The following is a 25,957-nucleotide window of genomic DNA, read 5'->3' on the forward strand; positions in this document are numbered from 1 at the left end:
GGCTGCGTTGCGACTCAGCGGTTCTGCTGTTGCTGGGCGGTGATCCGCTGCGACAGCGTGGCGAGTCCAGCCGGCGAAACCATCGGCAACTGCTGCTCGATGTTGCGCACGACATGGTGGTCGTGGATCATCTTCTCGCTGCTCTGGATCAGCACGGTGCCGGCGCCGGTGAAGTCGTACTGCCGCTCCTCACCGGAGTTGATGCCGAGCATCGCCGCACCCGCAGCCATGAAGCCGTTGACCCAGTTCTGGTCGTAGTGCAGCGACGGTGATGGGCAGTCGGCCCACCCGACGAGCGCTTCGGGATCGACACGCAATGGCGGCTCGGCGAACATCACCGGACCATTGGACGACGCCAGGAACTTGCCCGTGCCGATGAGGGTGAGGAAGCCCGGGACGATCGACTGGTTCAGCTGGATGCCGGGCTCGAAGGCCAGCAGGTTGGAGGCGCGGACGGTGAGGTTGCCGTCGTCCAGGTCGTAGCTGTTGATCGAATAGCCGCGGTCGCCGATGATCAGCGTGCCCTGGCCCTCCACCACGACGAAGTCCTGCTGGTACATCGGTGCACTGAAGGTGCCCGCCACCATGTGTTGCAGGTTGGCGCTCATCCCCGCTCGCAGCGCGTTGAAGCTGGCCTGGCCGTAGTAGGCGATCATCGCGCCCTTGCTCATGAACCACGGCCGGTCGAGGGTCAGGTAGTAGGCGTACTCGTTGTCCGGGATGTTGTCATTGCCTTGCAGCACACCGGGGTTCAGGATTCCACTCATAGCTTCTCCTCCGAGGCCTGCACCAACACCACTCCCTGACCATGACACTGCAACTGCATCGCTTCGCCGCTACCGCGGCCCACCGCGTCGCGCCAGCCCATCGCTGATTGCAACTGGGTCTGCACGTTGCCGATGGTGCCGACGAAGGCCTGCGGGTCGACGACCACCGGACCATTGCCCACCTGCAACTCGATGAGTTCGCCGTGGGCGAGCACGACGACGGCGCCGACGCCCTGCAATTGCGTGGTGAACATGCCGTTGCCGGTCAGTGCGCCCGTGGCCGCTCCGCGTAACGCGCCGCGCAGGCCGCCGCCACCACCCTGTTGCGACTGGGTGGAGACGATGGACGCCTGCATACCGGCGGTGTACGCGAGCAAGCGCGACATGTCAGCAGTCACCTGACCGCCCTGCGGCAGATCGATGACATGCACCGCCAGGCCCTGGAAGCCGTAGTGCACTTGACCGCTGCCCTGCGCGATCATCGTGCGCTCGTGCTCACCACGCATCATCGAGCCGACCATGCCCCCGATCGCACCTCCCATCGGTGCCCCGCCTGCGCCGGGAACCTGGTGTGGTGCGAAGTTGACGTCGCCGGAGTAGAACAGCATCGACCCGCGACGAGCAACGACCGGGCCACTGTTACCCAGGTGTACCGACACGACCTTGGAGTTGACCTTCTCGAACATTGCCATCACCGCTCCGCCGGCTGAATCGAAACGACGCCATGGCCCTGCCATCGAAGCGAGAATGCTTCACCGCCGCCTTGACCGATGGCCGAACGCCAGGAGACGTCGGTGATGAACGACTGCTGCAGTTGGCCCTTAGCGGCAACGAATGCGTCCGGGTCGACCACCAACGGCAGGTTCGGGTTGACCTCCAAGTGGATCAGCGGACCACCCGCGCTCAGCAGCGCGACCTGCCCCGTTCCGCTGACGGTCGTGGTGAACAGCCCTTGGCCACTGCTCATGCCGCCCACCCCGGCGAACTGCACATTGGTCTGCAGGTTGCCCGCCATCGCGAGGATCTGGCGGCTCTCCACCTGCATTGTGTCGTTGTTGAGCGGCAGCACCGTGACGTACTGGGCGTTGACCGCGAACTGCACCAGGCCGTCGCCGGTGCATTCCATCAAGCTCAGCGATTCGCCGGTCGCACGTTGCTTCAGACCGGCCAAAACCCCTGACCCACCGCCGAATCCGGCGTTCTTGAACTGCACCTGCCCCTGGTAGGACACCATCGATCCGGAGATCGCTCGTACGGATGAGTTCTGTAACCGCGCTTCAATGATGCGCGGTGAGCGCATGACCAGCTCCGCCACGTTTTCTCCTCAGCAGTCGGGCAAGGCGCCGAACGGCACCCACGCGTAGGACGAACCACCCGAGGCCGAGGTTCCCCCCAGATCGTCCACACCCAACGGCACAATTTCGGACTTGGCATTGATCATCATGCGCGAGAACGGGAATCGCTCGTAGTCGGTGCGCTTGTAGGAAATGTCGGCGAACGCGATCCCGACGATCGGGTCCTGCGCGGCCGACGCAATGAAGGCGTTGATGCGATCCGCAGGCGCCGCAAGCATCCTATTCACACCCTCGCTGGCCACCAGCACGGTGCCGAGCAAGCCGTCCGTCAGGTCCTGTAGACGAGCACAAATGCCGCGACGTCGTCGATGCGGACGAATCGGTAAAAGGCGATGTGTTGGCCGTCAGTCACCGCCCAATAGTGCCCGCAGCCGCCGGCGTTCGTGCCACTTGGCGAAGCGCGGCTATGGGCTGGGATGACGTCCGCAGGTAAACGGTTCGACACGTGGTACGACGTGCTGCAAACCAGTGCACGCGACGCTGGCAAGTGTCAGATGACGGTGCAGACCGCTGAAAAACCGGCCCGAATAGTCCGTGATTCCACACTGATCGAACGCCCACGCCTCGCGCTGCCGCACCAGCGCGGCGGCCTGGGAAACTTCCAAACATCGGCTGAGGTCGGCATCGGCAACATTGGTGAGCCAACTGCGAACACCGGAGCGTTCGTCTCGACTGAAGAACAATCGCCGTTGCTTTGCGCTCTCGCCCACGACTGCCTCTGCCGCTGCTGCAGCGGGATGGCGGTGACCACACCAGTGCGGCCAGTTCATCGGAATCATCCGCTGCTGATATTTCTTGACGATGTGCCCCACCGTTGCGTGCCGATTGCCGATACGAACCAGTGGCAATGTGCGTGGCACCCGCGCGAAGTAGGGCATAGCCGCGTCGTCGAGGAGCTGCACCAAGTCCTGGACCTCGGGCTCCATGAGCTCATTGGTCAGGTCGGTCACCAACGGGACAGAGCCCAGACCAAGCTCATCAAAAGTCTGCATTGCCGCATCGAAGGCGGCGCTGATTCCCGGTTGGCGCTGATCGTCGGGCACGCCGGCCTTGCCGCACCGCTCGTGGTCTTCCAGCCAGGCGGGTGGCAGCACCAACGACCAGTCGATCGGCGTGGCACGCTGACCGCTCACCGCCCAGACACCCAACAAGACCTGCCGGTTGACCACCCGACCGTGTTGATGGCTGTACGCCCGGGCCGATCCGACGCTGTTCTCACCGGCCCGGCGCACTTCGGCCGGACGGATGACGATGGCGTCGATGCCATATTCGCCGTCCACGAACGACGCCAGTTTGGAGCGGGCCTGGCGCCAACACCACGGTGAGTAGTTCACGAAATGGTGCAGGCTCTGTGAGTCGACCTCGCTATGCGAGGCGATCGCTTGGATCGAGCATCGCCCCTCGGTGCGCACCAGACCACGAACGTATTGCGTCGCGCGCCGCCGCTGGTCGTTTCGGCGCACGTCCGCAAAGACCTCGCCGCACAGGCGGTCCAGTAATGCAGCATCCACGGGTTGGGAACGATTGCTCCACCGCGGCTCGCTGCGGCCAAGTGTGGCCATGCCCCTCTCCCTCCCCAGGTGTGTCGGTCCATCCCTCATCCGGCCGCTATATGTTGCTGAACGAAGGTCTCAGGGACAGAAAACCCTTTGGCTCTGACGGCGCGCTGACAGCAGCTTCACCGGCGGACGGCAACTCGACCGCAAGTGTAAAGGCGGCCTGAACGGTCGCGAGTTCGAGAGTGCGCTCGGTTGAGACGCCTGCGTGCGCGATGACGGACAGTTCCTCCAACAGGCCGTAGCCCGGGCAAAGCGTCATCTGTGGGCTCCTACTGCCGGGCAGCAACACGAGACCGTCCGACACTGCCCCAGCCACTGCTTCCAGCAGGCGTTGCCAACCGGTTTCGGCCACTCGCAACTGAGCCGCCTTCGGTTGCACCGCACCTGAATGCTTCGCCATTGCCCGACGACCGGACACGAAACCGCCGGCTCGGCGCATGTCTGCGAGGTGCTTGGTGTGCGGCAGGATCGGCTCCAGCCGATCCAGATGACCTGCATCCAAACCCTGTTTGACGAACACCGCCCGGTACAGCGCCAACAACTCCGAAGTGACCGCGACATCGGCGTCGCGCAACCGCAGCACCCGATCCCGAATCGCGGTCATGTCGGCTTCCGCCCAGGCAGCCAGCAAGGCTGCCGGGCGGGCGGGACCTGCCGAACCCGCGAGCGCAAGCCAACTGAACGAGTCCAGCACGCTTGCCCCTACCCGGGCGGCCGCTTCGGCCGCCAGCGGACCGCGGATGGCGAGCCGAAGACCGGCGTCGGCTGCACGTCCGGCACAGTGATCCAGCCACGCCTCGGTGTGCGGACGCATGTTCAACCAGCCTTGCCCGCCGGCCAGTGCCAGCGCGATCACCGCATCGATTGAATCCGCGGTCACGTTGACATCGCAATCATCGATCGGGTCCTGCTCGACCAGGACCAAACCGCCGCCGACGACCTGGGTCTGCCCCGCGCAGGCCTGCTGCTGCCGAAGCAGCGGCGCCCATCCACTACCGGTGTCACGGACCGCGACGACGCCGAAGTCGGACCACAGTTGCGCGATGGCCACCTGCGCCGTGCCGGGCGGATCGGTCGCGCTCTCTCGATATCCGTTGACGGTGACGCTCGCGTCGATCAGGCCTGCGCCGTGACATTGACTAACCATTTGCGCCTCCTGAACGCCCCGAATTGTTGGCCGACCATCCACTGGAAACCCCAGTGCGCCAGGACTGCTGGAACGATCCCGGCCAGCAGTGCTGCCGCTCCCAGGGCGCACCCCAACACCACCTTTCCGATCACCGCGGGCCAACCGAACGCGAGGTGGATGATGCCGTAGGTCACGGCCTGCAAGACGAATGCGCCGACCACCATGGACGTGTCCAGGGATGCAATCAGGATCGCCCCGCGATAGAACACTTCTTCGGTCGTTGCCGCCCAGACCGATAGCGCGGCAAACAGCCACGGCCGTTGCGCCGTGTGCGCTACCTCGCTCATCGTCTCTGCTGACGACTGTGTGGGCAGACCGAGGAAGTCCAGAGAATCGCCGCCCCGTTGATGTCGCGCTTGCCACCGGCGCAGTCTCGACTCGGTGACGAACGCCGCCATCACCCCGGCTGCCGCCACTACGGCGCCGGCGACGAGCCAAAGCGAGGGTCGTCCGGCGAACCCCCACACCAGGTGCTCCCCAATGTTCGGCCCGCCGGATTCCGGCCAATGGCCCCGGAACAGGTAGACCGCCAGGCCCAAGCAGACCGCGCCAAGGAGGATCGGCATGAGAACGACGGATTGGCGCCGCAACTGCGGTTGAACAGCAAGCGCCAACCCGGTCGCACCCATGGTGACGACCAGCAACACGCAGGCGGTGACGAGTTCGCGCATCAGCGCGGCGCGAGTATTGGTGTCGCCGGAGCACCCATCCCGATCAAGAGGCTGACGTAATCATTGACCCCGTCGTAGCCCAGCAAGGTGTTGATCGCCTCGTCGAAGAATCCAGCGACGGCACACGTACCGACCTTCGAGGCCCACGCCGACAGGTAGAGCGTCTGGACGGCGGCACCCATGTCGATGTGCCCGATCCGGTAGCCACGCGTGTGGTACTTCCACTCACTCTTGACGGCTCGGCCCGCGACGGTGAGCACAACCGGTGCGTACATCAGCCATTCGGATTCGAACGTGACGTCCTGCAGCGCCAGCCGAAGGTCGCCCTGCACCTTGGGCACCAACCGATGGCCGACCTGGTCATACACGTAGTAACCGTTGGGTACGTCCTCGACTCGTTGCACAATCACGCCGACCTCGAACGCCGAAAGCCCACCCATGGACGGGTACGGGAACAGCGGCAGGTCGCGCACTCCGTACCCGTCTTCGGACGCGACCTTGCCCAGTGCTGAACCCAGGATCGTCGCCAGCGTCTGCAGCGGCATGGGTTCACTGGCAAACGATCGATGCGATCGCCGGGAGACCAACACCTCGTCCAGGTCGATGTCCCGATCCCGTTCGGGCTCAGGCAGATCGATCGCGTCCTGGTGCTGGGACGGTCGGATGGTCGGCATCAACTCGCGGGGCAGCTGCATGCTGGAGTTGGTCGCCGTGAAGAACTCGTTCACCGACCGTACGAACACCCGATGCAGGATCTGCCGCAGGCTCGGATCGTCCGTGGCGCCGGTCAGATCCTTGATCGAAGCCGCGAACTCCTCCACTGCTCTGGACGCCTCTGGGCCCAATCCGGAAAGCTGCTCCAGCACCTCTTCGGGAAGGTCGCTACCTGGCCTCGGGGTGATCGTCAGCAGTTCCGTTGCATCATGAATGGTGGTCATTGGAAGCCTCCGGTTCCGACTGCGGTGGTGCAGTTCTGATCATCGTGAGCAGCCCGCGGTCGACCCCATCGCAGGCCAACGCTTCGTTCAAGGGGTAGTCGAGAAACTGATCGACCACAGCGGCCCGTCGCCTACTGGCCATCGCGGCTCGGAGCAGGCCACCGGCGATCATGCCCGCCGCCTGCGAGGCGGCTCGTGCACTGCGATTGTCATAGAGGTAGCCGAGTCGTGCGAAGGCTCCGACGACGAATATCGTTTGCTCCAAAGGCGTTTGCTCGACGTCCCAGGGCAGATGACGAATCAGAAGATCTCGGGTGCGGTCGACCAAGTTGCCGTCGAACACCAACCCCGGACGGCCCGGCACCTGTCGCCAAACGGCGCCTTCCTGCACCACGAGCAGATCTACGCCGAACAGCGCACCAACCGATGCCGGGTCCTGCCACGCCGTCGCCATGATCGGGGCCAACGGGTCGGCGTCGGTCCACCGCCGTGCCCATCGAGCATCCCGGTCGATCATCTGGTCGTACCCCTCGACCGTGGTCGTCATGAAGTACTCGCGGATCCAGGTGGTCTCTTGCTGACTGGGCAACCGGTTGAACTGGGCCGGAGTCAGCATCGAATCAAGCTGGTACCGCTCGCCGGCGTTGCCCGCCACGTCACCGAGCCGACTGGTGGCTGAGTGAATCGTGTCTGGGTTCAGTTCAGTCACGGTGACCGGCGGGATGAGCGTCTGCTCGATCATTCGATATATGTGCTCCTCATGGAGCACTGAGCGTGCCTTCATCGATTCGCCCCTCTCACACGAACGGGTGGCGTAGGTCGGGACGGTTCTCCATGCACGCCGGGCAGCGCGCCAGACGAGTCAGTTGCTGCTTGATCACTTCGAGCCGGTCGGCATCGATCCGCAAGAAGCTGCCTTCGAGGAAGCTTCCCTCTCCGCACAGATCCTGCAGCACGGACATCGTCAGATAGCCACTCACCAACTGCGCCATGAACAACGGGACAGGAGCCGAATGTGGCTGAGCCTTTTGCATTTTCGCGTAGACATGGTCGACCCGCAGTGATCGGCCGGACTCGTCCATGACGTCGAAGTCGTGGAAGCAGCCGGTGTAGCCGGGGCGGTACAACGGGCCGACGACGCACTCCGGGCCATCAACGTACGCCGCATGCCAGCGCACTGCGGTCGTCAAGGCGTACTCGTTCACGTCGAAAAAGAATCCGATGTCGGGGGTGTCCGACACCGCAATCAGAACATCGGGATCGGCCTCCAAATCACTGACCGCGCCCACCATGGTGATGCCTGCGTCCGGCAGTGCATCCGCCAGGCATCGAGCCAGTTCCTGGGCGATGACACCTTCACCGACCAAGGCCACATCCGCTGTGACCGGCTGCGTCGGTCGCCCAAGACCGGCGACCAACCGGCTGTAGCTGGTTTGGCTGTGCGGGATGAGGACACCGCTTTCGACCAACTCACGCAGTAGTTCCTGATCGCGTTCACTCTCGATCGTCGACAAGGCCGTCGGCTCGGAGAAGCGTGCCACCAGATCCGACAGCACACCACCGGCTTCGGGATCGCTGAACCGCTGCGTGCTGCGGCCGCGACTGCCGTGGCGGACGATGATCTCGTCGCCGGAGGAGCGGATCACCCGCAGTGCGGGGTTGACCACGTAGGTATCGGTCTGAGCGGTCGCCTCAATGACGTCGTCAATCATGCGAATTCCTTTCGTTCGATGGCGCGCCGTGCGGCGGCGGCCAGCAGACTGGCGAGCAGAAGAAGCAGGCTGGTGACCAGCGCTGCGACAGACCACGGGATGTGGTCACCGACGATCAGCGATGACACTGCGCTCCAGCCGGTCACGATCGCCAGACAGGCGCTCGACAGGTGGCCGACCAGGACATCGCGAGCCGACAGCGCCAGTGAGGAACCGACGAATGCGATCGCGATAGCGCCCACGGCAAGGTTCAGCTTGGGGACCGCGCTCCACGAATCCGGTGCCGCGATCGCGATGCCGACCATCACCAATTTGATGCCCAGCAGCATGACGGTCGGGCGAACCCATTGCGTTGTTGCACTCATGGTGACCTCCGTTCTGCGTTACGGGTAGGGCAGCGGCTCGGCAGTGAGTTCGTCGTACTCCAGCAGGTCGTCCTGCAGGCCCAGACGCTGTGGCAGGTCGTAGTAGCGGTAGTGGCCGAGCATCATCAGGTTCGGCGGGAAGGCGGGGACCATCTGCGGGATGAAGACCTTGCGTAGGCGCACCGCTGAGAAGTTGCTCGGGGTGAAGTCGAAGGCGATCGGGGTCAGGCCCGTCTTGCGGCAGATCTCTAGCACGCCTTCGAATTCGGCTGTGTCGTCGGCGAACTCGGCCACCGGAAGATCACTGAGTTTGACGGTGGGCTGCTCGTCGGAGCGCAGATACCAGTCCAACCGCTCCTGGTTCTCGGCGTACCCGTAATACGGCACAACCTGGATGAAGTTCGTGAAGTCGTCGGCCGTCGCGTCTCGATTGATTCCGAACAGCCGTTGGAAACCCTGTACGACTCGCCACGACGGTGCGATCTCGGGAGTGCGGACCATCCGCTCGGACTGGATCAGCTCCGCGATGGCGCTGCGGATGGCTTCTTCCACGTTCAGGCCGACGCCTCCACCGGCCAGGTAGGAGTTCTCGTCCATCCCGTGTTCGACCGAGATGGCCGTCACGACGCTGACGTCGGGCACGTCCGTGCGGTGCACGTAGAACGAGACGTCGATACCCGAGCGCTGCGCCGACTCCATCCAACGGTTGAGGGCCGCGCTTCGAAAGGGCTGGTCAAGCTCCACCTTCTGCGGCAGGACTCGGGTGAACCAGCTCAGGTTGGCCGCGTCCCGCTCAATCACCTCCAGCAACCCGTGGCTCAGCGCGCGCTCGTCGTTCAGGTGCGTGGCAAGTCCACCCGAGGACGACACCCCGATGCGGGCCTCGCCCTGCTCACGGAAGTAGAACAGGTGCACCAATTGCGCCGGAACCCACCAGTCCTGCCCGGTCAACAGGTTCTCTCCCTGGATCCAGTACATCCTGCTGTCGGCGTCCCAGGGTTCGCACAAGAACCCGTCGGTCTGAAGTTGCTGCTCGGCAAACATCGGATAGTCCTCTGGTCGCACGTGCGGCCGGCCGAGTTGTTCCAATTCACGCGATGAGCCGTACCACTGCGATTCCTGCGTACCCGCGGTGATACAGGAGAACGAGCCCAGCATTCGCTCGATGGCCTCACCCAGCGAGGACAGCACCGAATCGCTGATGTTCAGACCCTTCCCACCGCCGTAGATGTCGCGGTCCAGGCCGGTATTCAGGCCCGGTAGCCCGACCATCCGCCGGAAGATGTGGTCCAGCGACATCGGAGTAGCAGAACCCTGGTAGCCGTCGCAGGCCAAGCCTGGGCGCAGCGCCGTCATGACAGTGCGGATCTCACCGAACGGCGAGTAGACGTTCAGCATCTCCTCGATGCCCGCCTGTTCAGCCCCGCTTGACGTAGCGGGCAACCAAGGAACTTCCCGGTTGTAGTGGCGCACCTTCAGCCGCGGTCGGCGGGCGCTCATTGAATTCTCGGTCATGACACTCGCTTCCAATTTCGTAGGCCGCACAGCAATGCGACTACAGAGACCGCATAGGTGAGCAGTATTTTCAAGATTGACGAAGTCTTAATTCCGGCACTGACATAGACGTCGACAAGCGCGTCGAACCAGATCTTCAGCGGATTCCATTCCAAAACGGATTGCACGACCTGCGGCATCCCGTCAATAGGAGCAGCAGCTCCCGATCCGAAAAAGAGAATAAAGAAGACACCAGCGGTAACTGCTTGAATGGTTCGTGGCGGAAACGGCAAGGTGCCCAGGAAAAGACCGATCGGACACAGCATCGCCACGAAGCCAACACCGAGCAGCAAGAACTGGGGCGAGTAGACCTCGGACCGCAGCCCACTGGAGAAGCCCACCGCAGCGACGATCACCGAGGCGGCTGCAACAACCAGGACCAGCATCGACAGCACGACGGCCGAGGCGAAGATCCAGCCCGGCAGGGGCAGGGTGCGGTATCGCTTGTCGACCTCTTTGTTGCGCAACTCGGCAATGTAGATGGGCAAGCCCATCAGCAGCAGGTTCGCGGCAACCGTCCCGACCAGCGAGGGGAACATGGCGTCGATCAGCCGAAGGTTCTTGCCCTTGTCGATGATTTCGTCCGCGTAGGGCATCCCGATGAACAGGAAGATCACCAACGGGAAGATCAGCGAGAAGAAGACGGCAACCGGCTCACGAATCAGCAACCGAAGTTCTTGGATCGTCCACGTCTTCAGCGCTCCAAGGCGGGGTCCAGGCTGCTCCATCTTGACGCTTGATTCGCGGTTGGTGTCCACGCTCATGCCGCGTCGCGCCACATGGTCACCGCGAACACATCTTCCAAACGGATCCGTCCGAAGCGCACCTCCAGTCCGGGCTCCAGTTGCTGCAGCCGGTCTCGCAGAGCGTCGATCTCATCCGCGCCGCCGACGGCGAGGGTCGTGATCCCGACCTTCCCGTGCACGAGTCCTGATGCCTGGATCGCTTGGGTCAGCTGCGAACTCGCGTCGTTGATGCGTAGCCGGAACTGTCCACCGGCGGCTGCAAGGACTTCTTCCGGCTGTCCGTGCAATGCAATCCGACCGGAGGCCATCACGTACAAGCGGTCGGCGAATGCTTCGGCTTCCTCCAGGTCGTGGGTGGATGCCAAGATCGCGCAACCCGATCGAGCCCGCACCCGCAAGAACTCCCAAAGCTCGGCTCGTCCTTCGGGGTCAATACCGGATGTTGGCTCGTCCAGCAGCAGGAAGTGCGGGCTACCCACGCACGCAATCGCTATGTCGAGCCGGCGGCGCAGACCGCCGGACAGCTTGTCCACCGAGGTGCGCCAATGCTTGCTGAGCCCGAGCGAGTCGGCGAGTTGCCGGATGTCTTCCGGCTCCCGGTAGAGCGAAGCAACTGCGGCGAGTGCTTCGTTGACGCGAAGCCGACTCGGCAATCCGGACTGCTGCAGTTGAACGCCGGTCACCAGCCGATGTGGACCGCCGGGTTGGACCGCTTGTCCCATGATTTCGGCGCGCCCATCACTCATCTCGCGCAGACCTATCAACATCTCCATGCTGGTGGTCTTGCCCGAACCATTCGGGCCGACGAGCATCGTGGTTTGGCCAGCAGGAATCTCCAATGACACTCCGTTGACGACCGGCGTGCCGTCGTACTTCTTCACGGCATCGATCAGCTGGGCGACGGGCGTGCCGCGCTCGTGGGTGCGCTGCATCATTGGCTCTCTCCCCCCCAAAGAACGTTCGTTGTCGTTGGTCCGGATCACGTGATGCGACCGAACCAACGACAACGAAGCCTTCAACTCTCAGAAGTTGAAGATGTTCACCCAGCACCAGCAGCAACAGGTGCAGCACCAGCCGCCCGGAGCTACTGCAGATTCAGCCGAGAAGTGCTTCTCTTCCGCCATCGTGATTTTGGTCATTGCATCCTCCTCTCACCCTGAAGAAGCAATTTCTTGCTTCGCCGGTAAATCCCGAATAGTCGCTATTCGTGATCTGCAGCGAGAGAAACTAAAAACCCACAAGAATGTAAAGTTTTAGCCCGCCTGGCCGCTGAGCCGACGGTAGCTCAACCGTACACAGGCATTCCGAGAAGAACATTGGATCTGTCAAGCGATCCTGGCTTCTGTCATCTTCTGTGCGAGATTTGTCAGGTCAACTGTTCAGTAACAATATTCTTTACCTGCGCATTACCATTCGGCACGATCTTTAACGTAGGATCGCCCGGGCGTCGCGCGCAAACGCCGCCTCGAATGTGGGCCGGCCAAGCACTCGCTCAACGACATCCGTGACGTTCTCATTGCGGCCATCGAAGAGCGGGACGAACGCCGCGGTCAGTTCAGCGGCAACCTCGGTGGGCATCGCCTGGCCAAGGAGGGCGGTGAAGGCGTCGGCGGCCATCGCGTCGAACCGAACGGGTGTGCCCCTTTGCCGCGGAATCGGCGTGAGTTTGTGGGGTTCGTACGCGGTGCGAAGGCCACAAACTCACGCCGATTTGGACGTTCGGCTCGGCGCTTTGGTCAGGACGAGGTGCAGGACGAGCCCGGCGACCAGGCCCCAGAAAGCTGACCCGATGCTGGCGATCGTGATGCCGGACGCCGCGACCACCAGCGTGATCGCGCCGGCCTCGCGGGCGCGGTCATCGGCGAGCGCGGAGTGGGCGGATGCGGCGAAGGTGGCGATGAGGGCGAGTCCGGCGATCGACTCGACGATGCCCTTCGGTGCGGCGACTGCGACCGCCGACACCAGGCCGGCGAGCGGACCGAACAGCAGGTAGGTCCCCCCGCAGGACACACCGGCGATCCAGCGCTTGTCCTTGTCGGGGTGCGCTTCCGGGCCAGCCGCGAGCGCCGCAGAGATTGCAGCAAGGTTGATCGCGTGGCCACCTGCGAAGGCGCCGGCCACCGAGGCAGAACCGGTGTAGAGCAACGGGTTTCGCATGCCCGGGCGATAACCGAAGGCGCCCAGCACAGCGATGCCGGGGATGTTTTGGCTAGTCATCGTGACGATGAAGAGCGGGATCGCGATGGCTATGAGCGCGCCGGCGTCCAGGGTCGGGCTGACGAAGGTGAGGGTGGGCGCGGCAGCAGCGAGGTCGAGTTCGCCGAACACTCCGCGCACCGCCATCACCACCAGTGCGGCCGCGAGCGCACCCAGGACGGCCCATCGTCGCGCGACCGCCAGGAGCACCAACCAGGTGGTGATCACCGGCGCAATGGCCCAGGGATCGACGACGGCAGCTCTGATCGGCGCCACCACCAACGGCAGGAGCACACCAGCGAGCATCGCCGAGGCGAGTGGAGCGGGAATGCGTTCGACGAGTTCGCCCAGCGGGCGCACCAATCCGCACAGCGCGAGCAACACACCGCAGAGGATGAACGCTCCGACCGCTGCAGGGAATCCGCCGTGCGGGACGGCGGCGGTCGCAAGCAACGCCGCGCCTGGTGTCGACCAAGCCATCGTGATCGGCATGCGGGTGCGCCAGCTGAACAGCACGCACCCGGCGCCCATCGTCAGGCAGAGCACGAACAACCCGGACGCAGCTTGTGCGTCGTCCGCGCCGACCGCTCGCAGACCGGTGAGGACGATCGCGAACGAACTGGTGAAGCCGACCAGACCGGCCACCACGCCGGCCATCACGGGGTGCATCAGACCGACTCGTTCACTCACGTCCGGCAGCGTATTTGGCGCGATGTGGTGCGTGCGGAGGTGGCCCAGGTGGTGGCCGGAAGGCGGATCATCCGCACCAGGACGCCGACGATCCACCCCTCAACCCGCCGCGCCCCGCGTCCCTCAGCCCTACGGTGGATCACCCGCACCGGCGCACGGATGTTCCACCTCTCGGACGACCCCCACCGGCCCGTGGACGACACAAGGTCGCGCCTCCCGATGATCCGGGAGGCGCGAACGGTGGACGGGTGGGCGGTGGAGGTCTCAGAAGCGGAGCTCCCGCTCGTGCAGGTATCCCTGCAAGTGCCAGAACTTCACCGCCTCCTTCCAGCCACGGCGGGCGAAGCGTCCGAGGCCGCTGCCGTGATCGATGGTGGCGTGGAAGTCCTGGTGAACGCGCTGGGCGTCGCGGTCGATGTGGTCGTGGGCCAGGGGTGCGGTGTAGTTCGCCATGTCAGCAACGATGCGCTTGCCAATGCGTAAGCACAAGCGAATGTTTCTTAATCACCATGTAGCATCGCTACATGGTCGATGTGAACCGTCTCCGCGTCTTTCGTGCCGTCGTCGCCAGTGGTTCGGTGAACGCCGCTGCGTCCCATCTCGGGTACACACCCTCCGCCGTGAGCCAGCACGTCTCCGCGCTCCAGAAGGAGACCAAGCTGACGCTCATCGAACGCAGCGGACGCGGCATCGTTCCCACCGCTGCCGGGCTCGAACTCGCTTCGCGCAGTGACGAACTCATGGGCACACTCGCCCGACTCGACGGCGCGATCGATGACCTCCGACAAGGCCGCACCGAGACGCTCTCGGTGTGTTCGTTCGCTTCGGCTGCGGAGGAGTGGATGCCGTCCGTCGCGGCCACCGTTCTGCGCGAATTTCCGGACGTCACATTCACCTTCCGGCTCAACGAGAACGGTGTTGCGCCCCCGCCGATGCCACCAGATCTCGACATCCGCACCGAGGTGCCGGGCGACGACGCCACGAGGATCGATGGCTACGAACGCCACGTGCTGACCACCGAGCCGTACGTCGCGCTACTGCCGAAGGACCACCCGCTCGCCGGCCAGGACGAAGTGCGGATGAGTGACCTCGCCGACGAGCCGTGGATCGACGACGACCCCGGCAAGACGACCTGCGGACTCATCGTTGCTCAGGCGACCAAGGCGGCTGGAATCGCTCCGCGGTACGTCGCCTACGCCGGCGATCATCACGGCGGCATCGCGTTCGTCGCCGCAGGAATCGGCGTCACCGTGATCCCGCAACTGGCCACCGGCAACCTGCCCGTCTCCGTGGTGTCACTGCCAGTGGTTGATCCTTCGCCCCATCGTCGGATCGTGGTGCACGTGCACCGTCAGGCCCTGCTCAAGCCGGCCGCGCGGCGAGTGCTGGAGTTGCTGACTGCCGCTGCCTGATCGGCTCAGGATCGGACGATCTCGTGGACGGTGAACGCGTTCCCCGCCACGCCACCCTCCCGGGTCACCAGCCAGCGCTCATTCACCGCGAACAGAATGCCGGATACTTCCGGTGCGAGTATCCGGCCGGCACGATCGCGGGTAGTTCCGGTGAAACGGGCGACGCGTCGCCGTGCACAACTCGCGGACTCCGCGAGCACAGTTCGCGAGTGGATCGATCCGCGGGCACTGCTCGCGCCGTCCGCGACTTCTGCTCGCTGCTGCGGGTGTTGCCGTCAGCCGTCGATCTCGCCGCGGTCGCGTCCGACGTCCTGCAACTTGGTGTCGAGCGTGACGCGGTTGTCGAAGACGAAACACTCACCCTCGAAGTCGGCGTCCGCGTCCGGAATCTCCTTGAAGTAGTTCAGGATTCCGCCCTGCAGCTGGTGCACCTTGAGGCCGAGATCCTGCATCCAGGGGCTCGCCTTCTCGCACCGGATTCCGCCGGTGCAGTACATCGCCACCTGCTTACCCTCGTCCCGCCACTGCGGTGCGTGCTGCTCGACGTACTCGCGGAAGTCGCGGAAGTTGACGACGCGCGGATCGACGGCGCCGCGGAACCGGCCCACCTCGAACTCGAAGGAGTTGCGGTTGTCGAGCACCACGACGTCGTCGCGCTGGATGAGGTCTCGCCACTCACTCGGCGGGACGTCGGTGGCGGCCACGTCGTCGACCCGCGCAGGCATGTCGAGACCATCGATCCCGAGCGGCACGATCTCCTTCTTGGCCTTGACCATCATGCGGGAGAACGGGATTCGGTCGTACGCGGTGCGTTTGTAGGTGATGCCGTCGAAGGCGCGTCCGAGCGTTTCGTCCTCGGCCGCGGCGCTGATGAAAGCGTCGATCTGGCCCTGCGGCGCGGCGAGCATTCCGTTCACGCCCTCTTCGGCGACCAGAACGGTGCCGAGCAGGCCGTCGGTCAACTCACGCAACCGGTCGCAGAACGCCGCGACGTCGTCGATGCGGACGAAGCGGTAGAAAGCAATGTGGACGCCGGAACTCACGGCGTCCATGGTGCCCGGGGTGCATGCGCCTGTCGAACCGGCGCGGCTGCCCGCCTCGTGTATCGCTAAGGTGCACACTCAGTCATCGAACTCGGGAGGTCGCCTGATGAAACGCGCGTTGAGTGGACTGGCCGTTGCCGCACTGTGCGGATCGATGCTCACCGGTTGCTTCGACGAGAAGCCGTGCCACAGCGGTGAGTATCCGGTCACCGGCACCGGTACGGCCACTGGCGGCAAGACGTGCGTGCCCGACGGTTCGCCGGCGCCGAGCGGATTCGACACCTACCCGCCGGGCAAGACACCGACCACCGTTCCGTGATGTCCTCGGAATCACCTGCGGTGCAACGAGATGAGAGCCACGCGGGTCACGTCCTTTCCACGCTGAGGAAGCGGGACGCGACCTCCTCCAGCGTTGAGCGTGAACCGACGTACACGGTGTCGGGGCGCGGCCAGTGGGTGATGACGTCGGTGAACCCGAGCTCGCCGGCCCGGCCGACCATGTCCTCGAAGGCGCCGACGCTCTCCAGGGAGAACTGGTGTCCGGCGTCCATCTGCAGGTAGCGCGGCAGGGTCGCGCGGTCGCGGCCGGCCCGTTCAAGAGCCTCGTCGACCGTGTAGTTCAGATCGGCCAGGGACGCCCACCAGCCCTCCTGGTCGTCACCCTTGAGGCCGGTGGTCACCCAGCCGTCGCCATGCTTGACGGCGAACCGGATCGAGCGAGGGCCGTTGCCCGCCAACAGGAATGGTGGACGCTGAGCCGGTAGCGGAGCCGTGGCGAGATCGTTGATCGTGTAGTAGTCGCCGTGGTGGGTGACGCGGTCTTCGGTGAGCAGCCGGTCGAGTACCGACGCGAACTCCTGGAAGCGGTCGACCCGCTGCTTCACCGACAGCTCCGGACCACCGAGGATCTCGGCGTCGGTGGTGCCGCCGGTGCCGAGGCCGAGCAGCAGGCGTCCGGCGCTGATGTCGTCCATCGCCGTGATCTCGCGCTGGAACGCGGCCGGGTGCCGGAAGTTGGGCGACGCCACGAACAGACCGAGCTTGATCCGCTCGGTCACCGTGGCCGCGGCGGTGAGCGTGGTGGTCGCCGAGAACCACGGACCGTCGGGGAGTGCGCCCCACTTGAGGTGGTCGTAGGTCCAGGCGTGCGCGAACCCCATCGCCTCGGCTTCACGCCACATGGGTGCGGCGTCGGCCCAGCGAGTTTCGGGCAGAATCGCGATTCCGATACGCATGGCGTGAGTGTGCCAGTCGGCGCAGCGCAACATGCTCCTTCTGGACTTGTTCGGCGCGCGACGCCGCCTTCACCTCATCGGGCGACACCCACCTGCTTCCCCTTGCACTTTGCCGGATACGACCGGGTCGACGTCACCTACTTGACGGAAGAGTCGGTGCACCCCACCGGCAGCGTCTGGCGAGGCGGAGTAGGACGCGTTGAATCAGTCGTCGTAGACCGCCTCCCACTTCAACCACTTGTCGCGCAGAGCCTGGTCAACGTCGATGCCGGTGCGGCGCGCGAAGACCAGCAACATGCCCACGGCGTCCGCCCATTCAGCCGCGAGCGCCTGCTGCATTTCGTCAGCGCTTTGTCCGCGATCACGCCCTTGCCCAGACTTCGTCAGCCACGCCTGGGTGAGTTCGCCGACCTCCTCTGTCAGCTTCAGCAGCACCCAGTCGGGCGTCCGCTCCACGTCGTACACCCGCCCGTAGCCGGCAGAAATGCGCTCGATGCGGTCGGCGTACTCGCGTAGTTCCATCCCGGCACCGTAACCGCGAGGTCTGACAACGCGTCCGAAAACAGTTGCTCCGCAATGACTCAGCCGCGAGGCTCGACACCATGGACGGGACGATCGTGACTCTGGGCGGCGGCGGATTCTCTGACTGCGATCGTGATTCGGCGATCGACGACTATCTGCTCGCGCTCACCGGCGCCGAGCAGCCGAAAGTCTGCTTCGTGCCGACCGCCAGCGGCGACGCAATGAGTTACGGCGAGCGCTTCGAGAAAGCCTTCGCCGGACGCGCCCAGGCCTCGGTGCTGTCGCTGTTCAACTCACCGTCGTGGGCCTACCAGGACCCCTCGATGCTGCTCGAGCAAGACCTCATCTACGTCGGCGGCGGCTCCACCGCCAACCTGCTGGCCGTGTGGCGGCTGCACGGCCTGCCCGACATCCTGCGCACCGCCGCCGCGACCGGCACGGTGCTGGCCGGCATCAGCGCAGGCATGAACTGTTGGTTCGATCAGTCGTCCACCGACTCCTTCGGCCCACTCGCACCCCTCGACGACGGGCTCGGCTTCCTGTCCGGCAGCGCCTGCCCGCACTACTTCGGTGAGCCCGGACGCCAGGAGAAGTACCTCGGCTGGGTGGCCTCCGGCGCGCTCAAGGACGGCTGGGCGGTGGACGACTTCACTGCGCTGGTGTTCCGTGACGGCGAGTTCGTCGAGGCGATCTCCGAGCGGCCTGGGCACCCCGCGTTCCGGGTGGAGCACGACGGTGACGTAGCAGTCGAGACGCCGTTGAACGTCCGGCTGCTCTGACTGGCTGGTGCGCGCGCTCGCCGCAAGCCAAGATCGGTGCATGACCACCGAAGTCGACGAGTTCATCAGCGCCGTGACGCCCGCCGTCCGGCAACGCGACGCCCGCAGCCTGCTCGACATGATGGCCCGCATCACCGGTGAGCAACCGCGCCTCTGGGGCACCATCGTCGGCTTCGGCAGCTACCACTACAAGTACGACAGCGGACGCGAAGGCGCCTCTGCCGCAGCGGCTTGCGCTCCCCGCAACGCCGCGATGAGCGTGTATCTGAACGACGGCATCAACCGGCACGAGGACGCGCTTGCCCGCCTCGGTCCGCATCGCGCTGGAGTCGGTTGCCTCTACCTGAAAAACCTCGACGACGTCGATCTAGCAGTGCTCGAGCAGATCGTCACTCACTCCTACGCGACGCTCACTGCCGGCACCGTCGGCAGTCGCGCACGGGACGGCGAGTAGATCAGCCGAAGCGCTTCAACGCAGCTTGGCGGCTCACCCCGAGCACGGCGCCGATCGTCGCCCAGGAGTGGCCTTCGGTCCGAGCTCGGGCGACAGCGTCCCGGATCGCGGCGTCGGCAGCGTCGCGCGCTTCCACCGCGCGGCCGAGCTGACGCAGAGCTGCGCCGTCGATCGGAGCGCCGACAGGCATGTCGGCGCCGCGGTCGATCTCGTTCAAGAGTTCTGCATCCGAACGTCGTGCGGCAATACGTGTCATTCGAACCTCCTATCTCGTGAATCTCAGGCGAGCAGACATTGCGTGGAAGACATCACCCTCCTGATTGGCGCCGACCTCTATCAGCGCCACTCGGCGTCGGACCGATGAGCACGACGTAGCCGTCCATCGGCCATACCCGAACAGCGTTCTTCAGTGCGTGCTGGATGACCGCTTCGGACAATCCATGTCGCAATGCACTGGTCTTGATCACGCCTCAAACCATGGTGCATTCAAGTCGACCCGATGTCAACCAAAGTTGTCATCTGTGGATAGTTGTGGGCCAGCGACCGGGCGAACCGCAAGCCGACATAGTTGAAGTGCCAGGATTCGGGCTTGGCGCCGTAGCCGTCTATCGCAGGCGCACGGTCGAAGCCGATGTTGCCGGCGTGGGCCGTCAGCAAAGCCGTCCCGACATTCCTTGAGTCACGAAAGTCGCTGGACGCGGACGGTGGTGTTCGCGATCGTGAAGCCATGACCAGCAGCGAGATGTACGACGCCACCGACGCCGAACGCTACGACGCCGACAACGCCTCCACTTCCACCCCGGAGGCGCTGGCTCCGATGCTTGACGTCCTGACCGATCTGGCTGACGGCGGCCCGGTACTCGAATTCGCCTCTGGCACAGGGCGGGTCACCGTTCCCCTCGCGGACCGCAATGTCGATGTGGCGGGTATTGAGCTCTCACCGCACATGACGTCCAAGCTGCACGAGAAGAACAAACGCATCCCCGTCGTTGTGGGTGACATGGCGACGTCAACCGCGCCCGACACCGGCAGCTACTCACTCGTCTTCCTGATCTTCAACACCATCTCCAACTTGCGCACCCAACAGGAGCAGGTGGAGTGCTTCCGCAACGCCGCGCGACACCTGCGTCCGGGCGGACGCTTCGTGATCGAGCTGTGGGTGCCGCAACTGCAGCGCATGGCCCCGGGCATGCCGCTCGCACCGATGCATTTCGACGACGGATACCTCGTCTTCGACACCTACGACCTCGCCACCCAGGAATGCTCGTCGCATCACTACCGCCCAAGCGGAGATGGTTCAGTTCGTTATGGCAAGGGAAACTTCCGGTATGCGTGGGCGCCCGAGTGTGACCTGATGGCCCAACTCGCCGGCCTCGAATTCGAATCGCGCTGGGCCGACTGGGACCGCAGTCCATTCACGTCGGCCAGCACGAGCCACGTTTCGGTGTGGCGTAAGCCTCTCTCTCGGTAGCTTCACCAACTCGTGGCGCGCCCCTCTTTGTAGGTGCTGTTGCGCAAACTTCCGGGGTGCACCGACCCTTACGGCGGCTCAACCAGTGTGAGCGCCCGAACGACGAATCTCAGTCGGTGGGAGACGAATCCAACTGCCGGATCTCGTGACTCAACGCCTCGAGCTCCTCACCGCCGGCCATCTGGGCGGTCAGCTCGTCCAGGGTCAGCTCCGAGCGCGGCTTGTCGAGGGCTACCCCACCGAGCTTGAGCACGACGAACCGGTTGCCCACGAGGTAGGCGTGGTGCGGGTTGTGGGTGATGAAGACGACGCCGAGCCCGGCGTCCCGAGCCTTGACGATGTACTTCAGCACCACGCCTGACTGCTTCACACCGAGCGCGGCCGTCGGCTCATCGAGAATGATCACCTTCGCGCCGAAGTAGATGGCGCGGGCGATCGCGACGCACTGCTTCTGGCCACCGGAGAGTGCACCGACCGGACGGTCGAGGTCTGGGATGACGATGCCCATCTTGGTGAGTTCAGCGCCGGTGATGCGCTTCATCTCGGCGATGTTCATCAGACCGAAGGCTCCGCGCATCTCCTTGCCGAGGAAGAAGTTGCGCCACACCGACATCAGCGGCGCGAGCGCGAGATCCTGGTAAACCGTGGCGATACCGGCGTCCAAGGATTCGCGGGGCGACTTGAAATGCGTCGGGACGCCGTTCACCAGCATTTCGCCGGAGGTGTAGTCGTGCAGTCCGGCCATGATCTTGATGAGCGTCGACTTGCCGGCACCGTTGTCGCCCAGCACGCAGGTGACCTCGCCCGGCACGACGGTGAGGTCGACGCCGCCGAGCGCGTGCACATTGCCGTACGCCTTGCCGACGTTCTTGAGTTCCACCACCGGCTCGTCGGGAGCGACGTCCAGCACCTTCTCCTCCAGCGGAGCGCCCAGATCACTCATCGCTTCTCCGCCTGTCGCCGGATGTAGGTGTTCACCAAGGTGGCGAGCACCAGCATGATGCCGAGGAAGGTCTTCAGCCAGTCGGGGTCCCACCCGGCGTAGGTGATGCCGAGGTTGGTCATGCCGTAGATCAGCGCGCCGAGCGAGGCACCGATCACCGAGCCGTAGCCACCGGTGAGCAGACAGCCGCCGACCACCGCGGCGATGATGAAGATGAACTCATCGCCCACACCGATGTTCGACTGGACGCTGCCGAAGCGGAACAGCGTGTGCATGCCCAGCAGCCAGGCGCAGAACCCGACGAACATGAACAGCCCGATCTTGACCTTCGTCACCGGCACACCCACGGCACGCGCGGCGTTCTGATCGCCGCCGGACGCGAGGATCCAGTTGCCGAGTTGGGTCTTGGCCAGCACGACGGCACCGAGCGCGGTGAGCAGCACCCAGAAGATGATCGTCACCCAGATGGTGATGCCGCCGAGCTTCCAGGACGCCGCGAAGAGCTTCTGCGCGACGTCGAAACCGTCCATGTCGGCGATGCGCGGCGAGGTGACACCGCCAGTGATCTTCTTCGTCATCGCCAGGTTAAAGCCCTGCAGGATGAAGAAGGTGCCCAGTGTCACCAGGAAGCTGGGCAGTTTGGTGCGCACCAACAACCACCCGTTGAGGAATCCCACGAGCAGCGCGACGATCAGCGACACAATCACGCCGATCCACAGATTGGTGCTGAACTGCCACGCGAACATCGACGCCACCAGCGCGGACGTCGTCATGGCCACACCGGCGGACAGGTCGAACTCGCCGCCGATCATCAGCAGCGCCACCGGCACCGCCATCATGCCGATCGTCGAAGCGAGATAGCCGATCGTGCCGATCGCGCCCACCGAACGGAAGGCCGGCGCAACCGCCAGGAAGAGGACCAGGACGGCGAACGCACCAATGAGCGCGCCGACCTCCGGCGTACTGAGCAGACCGGCGAGTGGCGACCGGGCCTTGACCCGGTCGTCACCCGCCGTCGTGGGAGTGGAACTCATGAATCAGCGAATGCCCTTGGCGGCGTACTGCTCCACCGCGTTGACATTCGACTTGTCGATGAACGCCGGCCCGGTGAGCGTCGGCTGACCGCCACCGACCGTGCTGCCGTTGTACTTGTAGAGCCAGATCGCCTGCACCGCGAGGTAACCCTGCAGCCACGGCTGCTGGTCGATCGCGAACTCGATCTTGCCGTCCTTGATCGACTTCACCAGGTCGGCGTTGGTGTCGAAGGTGCCGACCTTGGCCTTGGAGCCGGCCTGGTCGCGTCCCTTGAGCGCGTTGAGCGAGACGTCGGCGTTGAGGCCGATGATCCAGTCGATGTTCTTGCTCTGTGCGAGCTTCGCCTGGACGCTGGTGACGACGTTCGGCAGGCTCTTGCCGTCGACGTAGAGCGTCTGGGTCGAGGGCACCTTCGCCTTCACCCCGGCGCAGCGCTCTTCGAGGCCGACATTGCCCTGCTCGTGGATGATGCACAGCGGGGTGGTGGCACCGGCGGTCTTGATCTTGTCGCCGACGGCTTCACCGGCGGTCTTCTCCGGCTGACCGAAGAAGCCGATCAGGCCGAACTCCTTGGCCTTGTCGCTACCGGAGTTGACGCCGACCACCGGGATGCCGCCCTTGGTGGCATTGCTGACGGCGCCCTTCATGGCGTCCGGCTTGCCCAGCGTCGTGGCGACGCCGGCGACCTTCTTGTCGACAGCGGCCTGCACGAGGTTGGCCTGCTTGGTGCCGTCGGGGTCGGCGGAGTACTCCAGCTTGATGTTGTACGTCTTCGCCGCGGTCTCGGCGCCCTTGCGCACGATGTCCCAGAAGGTGTCGCCCGGCCCGGAGTGGGTGACCAGCGCGACCGTCATCGACGGAGTGTCGACCCCGCCGCTGCCCTGGCCGCTCGCACCGGAGGACGTGGTCTCGGTGGCCTTCTTGCCACCGGAGCTGCTGCACCCGGTGATCGCCAACGCGGTGATGGCACCGACGGCCATCAACTTCATTCCGGCATGACCGGTCATAGCGGTTTCCTTTCCGTCACGTCCCTGGGACGGCGATGATCAAATCAGACTGCCCGTGACTATCGCAGCACCACCTGCATCTGCTGCGAATCGACACGAAACGTTGCGTGACCGTTGCGCATCAAGTGCGCACCGACATCAAGTAGGCCACCGATCGACTCACGTCGGCCAGCGGCGAATCAGCTCCGGCACCAGGATCGATGTCGATCATGGTGTCCTGCTCCAACACGTACCAACCGTTGTAGTTGTTGGCCTCCAGGCTGCGCACGATCTGGTCGATCGGCACGTCCCCCTCACCCAGCGGCACATACATCCCCGCGCGCACGGCGTCGGCGTAGGTGAGTTCGCCCGCCTGCACCTTGCGCGCGACGTCGAGCCGGACGTCCTTGAGGTGCACATGGCCGATGCGATCGGGGTGGTCCTTCGCGATCGCGACGGGGTCGCCGCCACCGATGAGCAGGTGGCCGGTGTCGAGGCAGAACGCGATGCGTGAACCGTCGATCACCCGCAGTGCCTCGTCGCCGCTCTCGATCATCGTGCCGACATGCGGGTGCAGCGTGGCGAGCAGGCCCATCTCGTCGGCCGCCGCGGTGATGCGGTCGAGGTTGCGCAGCAGCGTGGCCCAGCCGTTCTCGGTGAGCGTGGGGCGCACGTCGTAGCCCTCCAGACCGGTGGACGCCGCGATGACGACGGTGCTCGCCTGCGCCAGCACGAGGGCGTCCATCGCGGTGACGACATCGGGCAGCGGGTCGAGGGTCGGGTCGTGCAGGACCACCGGCACGAACTGCCCGACCGCACGCAGGTCGAAGGACGTGAGCTTGTCGACCTTCGCCTCTGGCTCGTCCGGCAGGAAGCCGTCCGGGCCGAATTCCGTTGCGGTCAAACCGATCTCGGCCATCTGGGCCAGCACCGTTTCGGGGCCAAGCTGGTAACCCCAACCCGGCACCTCACACACGCCCCACGAGATCGGGGCGCCGGCGATCCGCGAAGCGAGGGCGGTCATGCCGTGGCCACTTCGCTCATCGCGATCGGGCGACCCGCCGCTCGTGACAGCTCGCAGGCCTCGGCGATGCGGAAGGCCTCCATCGCGTCGCGCACGGTGCACGGGCTCTCCAACCGACCGGCCGCGACCTCGAAGAAGGCTGTCAGCTCCGACTTGTACGCGGGCAGGAAGCGCTCCATGAAGTTGGTGTGCACCGGCCCCTTCGGGAAGTCGACGCCCTCCTCGGCCGAGACCATCGCAAGGGTGTCGTCGAGCCCGACGCACATGCTCCCGTTGCTGCCGAACACCTCCGTGCGCACGTCGTGGCCCTGGCCGTTGTAACGCGTCGAGGAGATCTGGACGACGGTGCCCGAATCGAGCGTCATCATCGCGCCGCCGGTGTCGTAGTCGCCGGCCTCGACGAAGAACTCCGCACCCTGGTTGCCACCGGTGGCATACACCGTCGCCACCTCGCGTCCGGAGACGAAACGCACGATGTCGAAGTCGTGGATGTTGCAGTCGCGGAAGATGCCACCGGACGTCGGGATGTAGGACGCGTGCGGCGGGTTCTGGTCGAGCGTGTGGCTGCGGATGGTGTGGATGAAACCGAGGCTGCCGTCCGACACCGCCTGGCGCACCCGCTGGTAGCCGGCGTCGAAGCGCCGCTGGAAACCGACGTGCACCGGGGTGTCGGACTCCTCCGCCAAGCGGGTCAGCTCGATCGACTCCTGCAGCGTCGCCGCCACCGGCTTCTCGCAGAAGGTCGGCACGCGCGCTGCGATGGCCTTGCGCAACATCGGGGCGTGCCCGGGGGTCGGGGTGGCGATCACCAGACCGTCCAGTCCTGCGGCCAGCAGCGCGTCCTCACTGTCGACCACCTGCGCGCCGAGTTCGGCTGCGACCGAGGCCGCCTGTTCACCGTTGAAGTCGTAGAGCACCAGCTCATCGACGGCGGGCAGGGAGTGGAGCGTGGCGGCGTGGAACGCGCCGATGCGTCCCACTCCCGTCAGGCCGATGCGCATGGGGTGTCCTTCGGGTCGTCCGGGGTGTGTTTGCAGGCTATCGGTGCGGGTGTCCGTTTGTCAGAACATTTGCCGGACCCGTGAACCTACTTCCTATCGGTGAACCTACTGAGTACAGCCAGTAGTTTCGCGGTTAATCAGTAGGTTCACGACCAGGGCCTGTGGAGAACGTCTACATCAAGCATCGAGATGGCACGGTCCTGCGATGACCACACCTGAAAACCCACATCGGATCGTCTACGTCGGACAGCACCATCGAGGGCCGTTCAACGCCTCGCAACGAGAGGCGGACGGCCGGCCGTCATGGGTG

Annotated in this window: 32 protein-coding genes; 6 read left to right on the forward strand and 26 right to left on the reverse strand. The window is 64.7% G+C overall.

Features of this window, described 5'->3' with window-relative positions; all coding sequences use genetic code 11:
* Nucleotides 1-14: 14 nt before the first annotated feature.
* The 14 genes from J5M86_RS14900 to J5M86_RS14965 all read right to left on the reverse strand — a co-directional run bounded on the left by J5M86_RS14900 (nucleotide 15) and on the right by J5M86_RS14965 (nucleotide 11,791).
* Complete coding sequence (locus J5M86_RS14900) at nucleotides 15-767, reverse strand: AIM24 family protein (protein ID WP_188061328.1); 753 nt, start codon at nucleotides 765-767, stop codon at nucleotides 15-17.
* Nucleotides 764-1,459 carry an AIM24 family protein gene (locus J5M86_RS14905; RefSeq protein WP_244328383.1) on the reverse strand — a complete coding sequence of 232 codons (696 nt, stop codon included), beginning with the start codon at nucleotides 1,457-1,459 and terminating at the stop codon, nucleotides 764-766. Before J5M86_RS14905 ends, J5M86_RS14900 begins: the two co-directional genes overlap by 4 nt.
* On the reverse strand, nucleotides 1,459-2,082 hold the full coding sequence (locus J5M86_RS14910; protein ID WP_244328384.1) for an AIM24 family protein: 624 nt from the start codon (nucleotides 2,080-2,082) through the stop codon (nucleotides 1,459-1,461). Before J5M86_RS14910 ends, J5M86_RS14905 begins: the two co-directional genes overlap by 1 nt.
* A 9-nt stretch (nucleotides 2,083-2,091) precedes the next feature.
* Nucleotides 2,092-2,382, reverse strand: a complete 291-nt coding sequence (locus tag J5M86_RS14915) for a hypothetical protein (protein WP_188061329.1) — start codon at nucleotides 2,380-2,382, stop codon at nucleotides 2,092-2,094.
* A gap of 144 nt (nucleotides 2,383-2,526) precedes the next feature.
* Nucleotides 2,527-3,684, reverse strand: coding sequence for a transposase (locus J5M86_RS14920; protein ID WP_188061330.1), 1,158 nt, complete (start codon nucleotides 3,682-3,684; stop codon nucleotides 2,527-2,529).
* 46 nt (nucleotides 3,685-3,730) lie between these two features.
* Nucleotides 3,731-4,870 carry a hypothetical protein gene (locus tag J5M86_RS14925; RefSeq protein ID WP_188061331.1) on the reverse strand — a complete coding sequence of 380 codons (1,140 nt, stop codon included), beginning with the start codon at nucleotides 4,868-4,870 and terminating at the stop codon, nucleotides 3,731-3,733.
* On the reverse strand, nucleotides 4,798-5,541 hold the full coding sequence (locus J5M86_RS14930; protein ID WP_188061332.1) for a CPBP family intramembrane glutamic endopeptidase: 744 nt from the start codon (nucleotides 5,539-5,541) through the stop codon (nucleotides 4,798-4,800). The genes J5M86_RS14925 and J5M86_RS14930 overlap by 73 nt, the downstream gene beginning before the upstream one ends.
* Nucleotides 5,541-6,479 carry a SagB/ThcOx family dehydrogenase gene (locus tag J5M86_RS14935; RefSeq protein ID WP_188061333.1) on the reverse strand — a complete coding sequence of 313 codons (939 nt, stop codon included), beginning with the start codon at nucleotides 6,477-6,479 and terminating at the stop codon, nucleotides 5,541-5,543. The genes J5M86_RS14930 and J5M86_RS14935 overlap by 1 nt, the downstream gene beginning before the upstream one ends.
* Nucleotides 6,463-7,221: a hypothetical protein gene (locus J5M86_RS14940; protein ID WP_188061334.1), complete on the reverse strand. Its 759-nt coding sequence runs from the start codon at nucleotides 7,219-7,221 to the stop codon at nucleotides 6,463-6,465. Before J5M86_RS14940 ends, J5M86_RS14935 begins: the two co-directional genes overlap by 17 nt.
* 55 nt (nucleotides 7,222-7,276) lie before the next feature.
* The gene (locus J5M86_RS14945; protein ID WP_188061335.1) at nucleotides 7,277-8,191 is read right to left on the reverse strand and encodes a TOMM precursor leader peptide-binding protein; all 915 of its coding nucleotides are present in this window, start codon (nucleotides 8,189-8,191) and stop codon (nucleotides 7,277-7,279) included.
* Nucleotides 8,188-8,556 carry a hypothetical protein gene (locus tag J5M86_RS14950; RefSeq protein ID WP_188061336.1) on the reverse strand — a complete coding sequence of 123 codons (369 nt, stop codon included), beginning with the start codon at nucleotides 8,554-8,556 and terminating at the stop codon, nucleotides 8,188-8,190. The genes J5M86_RS14945 and J5M86_RS14950 overlap by 4 nt, the downstream gene beginning before the upstream one ends.
* An 18-nt stretch (nucleotides 8,557-8,574) precedes the next feature.
* Nucleotides 8,575-10,071, reverse strand: a complete 1,497-nt coding sequence (locus J5M86_RS14955; protein ID WP_188061337.1) for a YcaO-like family protein — start codon at nucleotides 10,069-10,071, stop codon at nucleotides 8,575-8,577.
* A complete protein-coding gene (locus tag J5M86_RS14960) occupies nucleotides 10,068-10,874 on the reverse strand; it encodes an ABC transporter permease (RefSeq protein ID WP_208965059.1) in 807 nt (268 codons plus the stop codon). Before J5M86_RS14960 ends, J5M86_RS14955 begins: the two co-directional genes overlap by 4 nt.
* Nucleotides 10,871-11,791 carry an ABC transporter ATP-binding protein gene (locus tag J5M86_RS14965; RefSeq protein WP_208965060.1) on the reverse strand — a complete coding sequence of 307 codons (921 nt, stop codon included), beginning with the start codon at nucleotides 11,789-11,791 and terminating at the stop codon, nucleotides 10,871-10,873. Before J5M86_RS14965 ends, J5M86_RS14960 begins: the two co-directional genes overlap by 4 nt.
* A gap of 100 nt (nucleotides 11,792-11,891) precedes the next feature.
* Here J5M86_RS14965 and J5M86_RS14970 point away from each other — a divergent pair, with 100 nt between their 5' ends.
* Nucleotides 11,892-12,113 (forward strand): hypothetical protein, encoded by a 222-nt coding sequence (locus J5M86_RS14970; RefSeq protein WP_188061338.1) that lies wholly within the window; start codon nucleotides 11,892-11,894, stop codon nucleotides 12,111-12,113.
* Between the two features lie 168 nt (nucleotides 12,114-12,281).
* On the opposite strand, the gene J5M86_RS14975 is transcribed toward J5M86_RS14970, so the two are convergent.
* The 3 genes from J5M86_RS14975 to J5M86_RS14985 all read right to left on the reverse strand — a co-directional run bounded on the left by J5M86_RS14975 (nucleotide 12,282) and on the right by J5M86_RS14985 (nucleotide 14,195).
* A complete protein-coding gene (locus tag J5M86_RS14975) occupies nucleotides 12,282-12,473 on the reverse strand; it encodes a hypothetical protein (protein WP_188061339.1) in 192 nt (63 codons plus the stop codon).
* A gap of 84 nt (nucleotides 12,474-12,557) precedes the next feature.
* Nucleotides 12,558-13,742 carry a benzoate/H(+) symporter BenE family transporter gene (locus J5M86_RS14980; RefSeq protein ID WP_244328385.1) on the reverse strand — a complete coding sequence of 395 codons (1,185 nt, stop codon included), beginning with the start codon at nucleotides 13,740-13,742 and terminating at the stop codon, nucleotides 12,558-12,560.
* 264 nt (nucleotides 13,743-14,006) lie between these two features.
* Nucleotides 14,007-14,195: a hypothetical protein gene (locus J5M86_RS14985; protein WP_188061340.1), complete on the reverse strand. Its 189-nt coding sequence runs from the start codon at nucleotides 14,193-14,195 to the stop codon at nucleotides 14,007-14,009.
* 71 nt (nucleotides 14,196-14,266) lie between these two features.
* Here J5M86_RS14985 and J5M86_RS14990 point away from each other — a divergent pair, with 71 nt between their 5' ends.
* Nucleotides 14,267-15,154, forward strand: coding sequence for a LysR family transcriptional regulator (locus J5M86_RS14990; RefSeq protein WP_188061341.1), 888 nt, complete (start codon nucleotides 14,267-14,269; stop codon nucleotides 15,152-15,154).
* Nucleotides 15,155-15,429: 275 nt separating this feature from the next.
* Here the strand turns inward: J5M86_RS14990 and J5M86_RS14995 are convergent, their stop codons facing one another.
* Nucleotides 15,430-16,197 (reverse strand): rhodanese-like domain-containing protein, encoded by a 768-nt coding sequence (locus J5M86_RS14995; protein WP_244328386.1) that lies wholly within the window; start codon nucleotides 16,195-16,197, stop codon nucleotides 15,430-15,432.
* Between the two features lie 106 nt (nucleotides 16,198-16,303).
* Here J5M86_RS14995 and J5M86_RS15000 point away from each other — a divergent pair, with 106 nt between their 5' ends.
* Entirely contained in the window at nucleotides 16,304-16,516 is a 213-nt protein-coding gene (locus tag J5M86_RS15000) for a hypothetical protein (protein WP_188061343.1), read from the forward strand.
* 46 nt (nucleotides 16,517-16,562) lie between these two features.
* Here J5M86_RS15000 and J5M86_RS15005 read toward each other — a convergent pair whose 3' ends face one another.
* Together J5M86_RS15005 and J5M86_RS15010 are read right to left on the reverse strand one after the other, a co-directional pair.
* A complete protein-coding gene (locus J5M86_RS15005; RefSeq protein ID WP_188061344.1) occupies nucleotides 16,563-17,432 on the reverse strand; it encodes an LLM class flavin-dependent oxidoreductase in 870 nt (289 codons plus the stop codon).
* A gap of 204 nt (nucleotides 17,433-17,636) precedes the next feature.
* A complete protein-coding gene (locus J5M86_RS15010; RefSeq protein WP_188061345.1) occupies nucleotides 17,637-17,954 on the reverse strand; it encodes a phosphoribosyl-ATP pyrophosphohydrolase in 318 nt (105 codons plus the stop codon).
* Between the two features lie 80 nt (nucleotides 17,955-18,034).
* Here J5M86_RS15010 and J5M86_RS15015 point away from each other — a divergent pair, with 80 nt between their 5' ends.
* Together J5M86_RS15015 and J5M86_RS15020 are read left to right on the forward strand one after the other, a co-directional pair.
* Nucleotides 18,035-18,733: a peptidase E gene (locus J5M86_RS15015; protein ID WP_188061346.1), complete on the forward strand. Its 699-nt coding sequence runs from the start codon at nucleotides 18,035-18,037 to the stop codon at nucleotides 18,731-18,733.
* Nucleotides 18,734-18,773: 40 nt separating this feature from the next.
* Nucleotides 18,774-19,187 carry a DUF1801 domain-containing protein gene (locus J5M86_RS15020; RefSeq protein WP_188061347.1) on the forward strand — a complete coding sequence of 138 codons (414 nt, stop codon included), beginning with the start codon at nucleotides 18,774-18,776 and terminating at the stop codon, nucleotides 19,185-19,187.
* 1 nt (nucleotide 19,188) lies between these two features.
* Here J5M86_RS15020 and J5M86_RS15025 read toward each other — a convergent pair whose 3' ends face one another.
* Nucleotides 19,189-19,443 (reverse strand): hypothetical protein, encoded by a 255-nt coding sequence (locus tag J5M86_RS15025; protein WP_188061348.1) that lies wholly within the window; start codon nucleotides 19,441-19,443, stop codon nucleotides 19,189-19,191.
* Nucleotides 19,444-19,914: 471 nt separating this feature from the next.
* Between J5M86_RS15025 and J5M86_RS15030 the strand changes: the two genes are divergently transcribed.
* Nucleotides 19,915-20,658, forward strand: coding sequence for a class I SAM-dependent methyltransferase (locus J5M86_RS15030; RefSeq protein WP_188061349.1), 744 nt, complete (start codon nucleotides 19,915-19,917; stop codon nucleotides 20,656-20,658).
* Between the two features lie 109 nt (nucleotides 20,659-20,767).
* On the opposite strand, the gene J5M86_RS15035 is transcribed toward J5M86_RS15030, so the two are convergent.
* From J5M86_RS15035 to J5M86_RS15055, 5 genes are all read right to left on the reverse strand, one after another.
* Entirely contained in the window at nucleotides 20,768-21,601 is an 834-nt protein-coding gene (locus tag J5M86_RS15035) for an ATP-binding cassette domain-containing protein (protein WP_188061350.1), read from the reverse strand.
* Complete coding sequence (locus J5M86_RS15040) at nucleotides 21,598-22,635, reverse strand: ABC transporter permease (protein WP_188061351.1); 1,038 nt, start codon at nucleotides 22,633-22,635, stop codon at nucleotides 21,598-21,600. The genes J5M86_RS15035 and J5M86_RS15040 overlap by 4 nt, the downstream gene beginning before the upstream one ends.
* Nucleotides 22,636-22,638: 3 nt before the next feature.
* Nucleotides 22,639-23,643 carry a substrate-binding domain-containing protein gene (locus tag J5M86_RS15045; RefSeq protein ID WP_244328387.1) on the reverse strand — a complete coding sequence of 335 codons (1,005 nt, stop codon included), beginning with the start codon at nucleotides 23,641-23,643 and terminating at the stop codon, nucleotides 22,639-22,641.
* Between the two features lie 121 nt (nucleotides 23,644-23,764).
* Nucleotides 23,765-24,646 carry a TIM barrel protein gene (locus J5M86_RS15050; protein ID WP_188061352.1) on the reverse strand — a complete coding sequence of 294 codons (882 nt, stop codon included), beginning with the start codon at nucleotides 24,644-24,646 and terminating at the stop codon, nucleotides 23,765-23,767.
* A complete protein-coding gene (locus tag J5M86_RS15055; RefSeq protein ID WP_188061353.1) occupies nucleotides 24,643-25,647 on the reverse strand; it encodes a Gfo/Idh/MocA family oxidoreductase in 1,005 nt (334 codons plus the stop codon). Before J5M86_RS15055 ends, J5M86_RS15050 begins: the two co-directional genes overlap by 4 nt.
* Nucleotides 25,648-25,957: the final 310 nt, after the last annotated feature.

Source organism: Yimella sp. cx-51, assembly GCF_017654605.1.
Taxonomy (GTDB): Bacteria; Actinomycetota; Actinomycetes; order Actinomycetales; family Dermatophilaceae; genus Yimella.